Origin of the sequence: Rhizobium anhuiense (assembly GCF_003985145.1) — a bacterium.
Lineage (GTDB): Bacteria > Pseudomonadota > Alphaproteobacteria > Rhizobiales > Rhizobiaceae > Rhizobium > Rhizobium anhuiense.
Genome location: NZ_ML133564.1, coordinates 1 through 649, shown reverse-complemented (window position 1 = coordinate 649; position 649 = coordinate 1). Strand labels below are relative to the sequence as shown.

Annotated in this window: 2 protein-coding genes; both read right to left on the bottom strand. The window is 62.2% G+C overall.

What is annotated here, in order from left to right:
• Positions 1 to 506, bottom strand: a 506-nt coding sequence (locus tag EEQ99_RS34360; RefSeq protein WP_164736013.1) for an alcohol dehydrogenase catalytic domain-containing protein, incomplete at its 3' end; no start/stop codon positions are given.
• Between the two features lie 34 nt (positions 507 to 540).
• The coding region (locus tag EEQ99_RS34355) for a 4Fe-4S dicluster domain-containing protein (RefSeq protein ID WP_164736012.1) at positions 541 to 649 on the bottom strand (109 nt) is incomplete at its 5' end.

The window sequence follows — 649 nt, the reverse complement described above, 5'->3', positions numbered from 1 at the left end:
CAGCCGATGTAGCAGATCTTGTCGAAGGGGGCGTCGGGATTGACCTTGGCAAGGGCGATCTCCGGCAACACGGTGAAGTTCGAAAAGGTCGAGCAGCCCATATAGTGGTGGATCTTGTCCTTGCCGATCGAGAAGCGGCTGGTGCCATCCGGCATCAGCCCCTGGCCCTGGGTCGCGCGGATCGAGGTGCAGAGGTTGGTCTTGCGGGACAGGCAGGAATAGCACTCGCGGCATTCCGGCGTGTAGAGCGGAATGACATGGTCGCCCTTCTTCACCGAGGTGACGCCCGGGCCGACATCGACGACGATGCCGGCGCCCTCATGGCCGAGGATGGCGGGGAAGAGGCCTTCCGGATCGGCGCCCGACAGGGTGAAATCATCGGTGTGGCAGATGCCCGTCGCCTTGACCTCGACCAGCACTTCGCCGGCCCGCGGCCCTTCCAGCTGCACAGTCATCACTTCGAGCGGTTTTCCGGCCTGAACGGCAACGGCGGCGCGAACGTCCATTTTGATATCCTTCCCTTAAATCGAATTCTGGCAGTTACATATTCGGATAGACCGGCCCCTCGCCGCCCTGCGGCGGCACCCAGTTGATGTTCTGGTTGGGGTCCTTGATGTCGCAGGTCTTGCAGTGCACGCAGTTCTGGGCG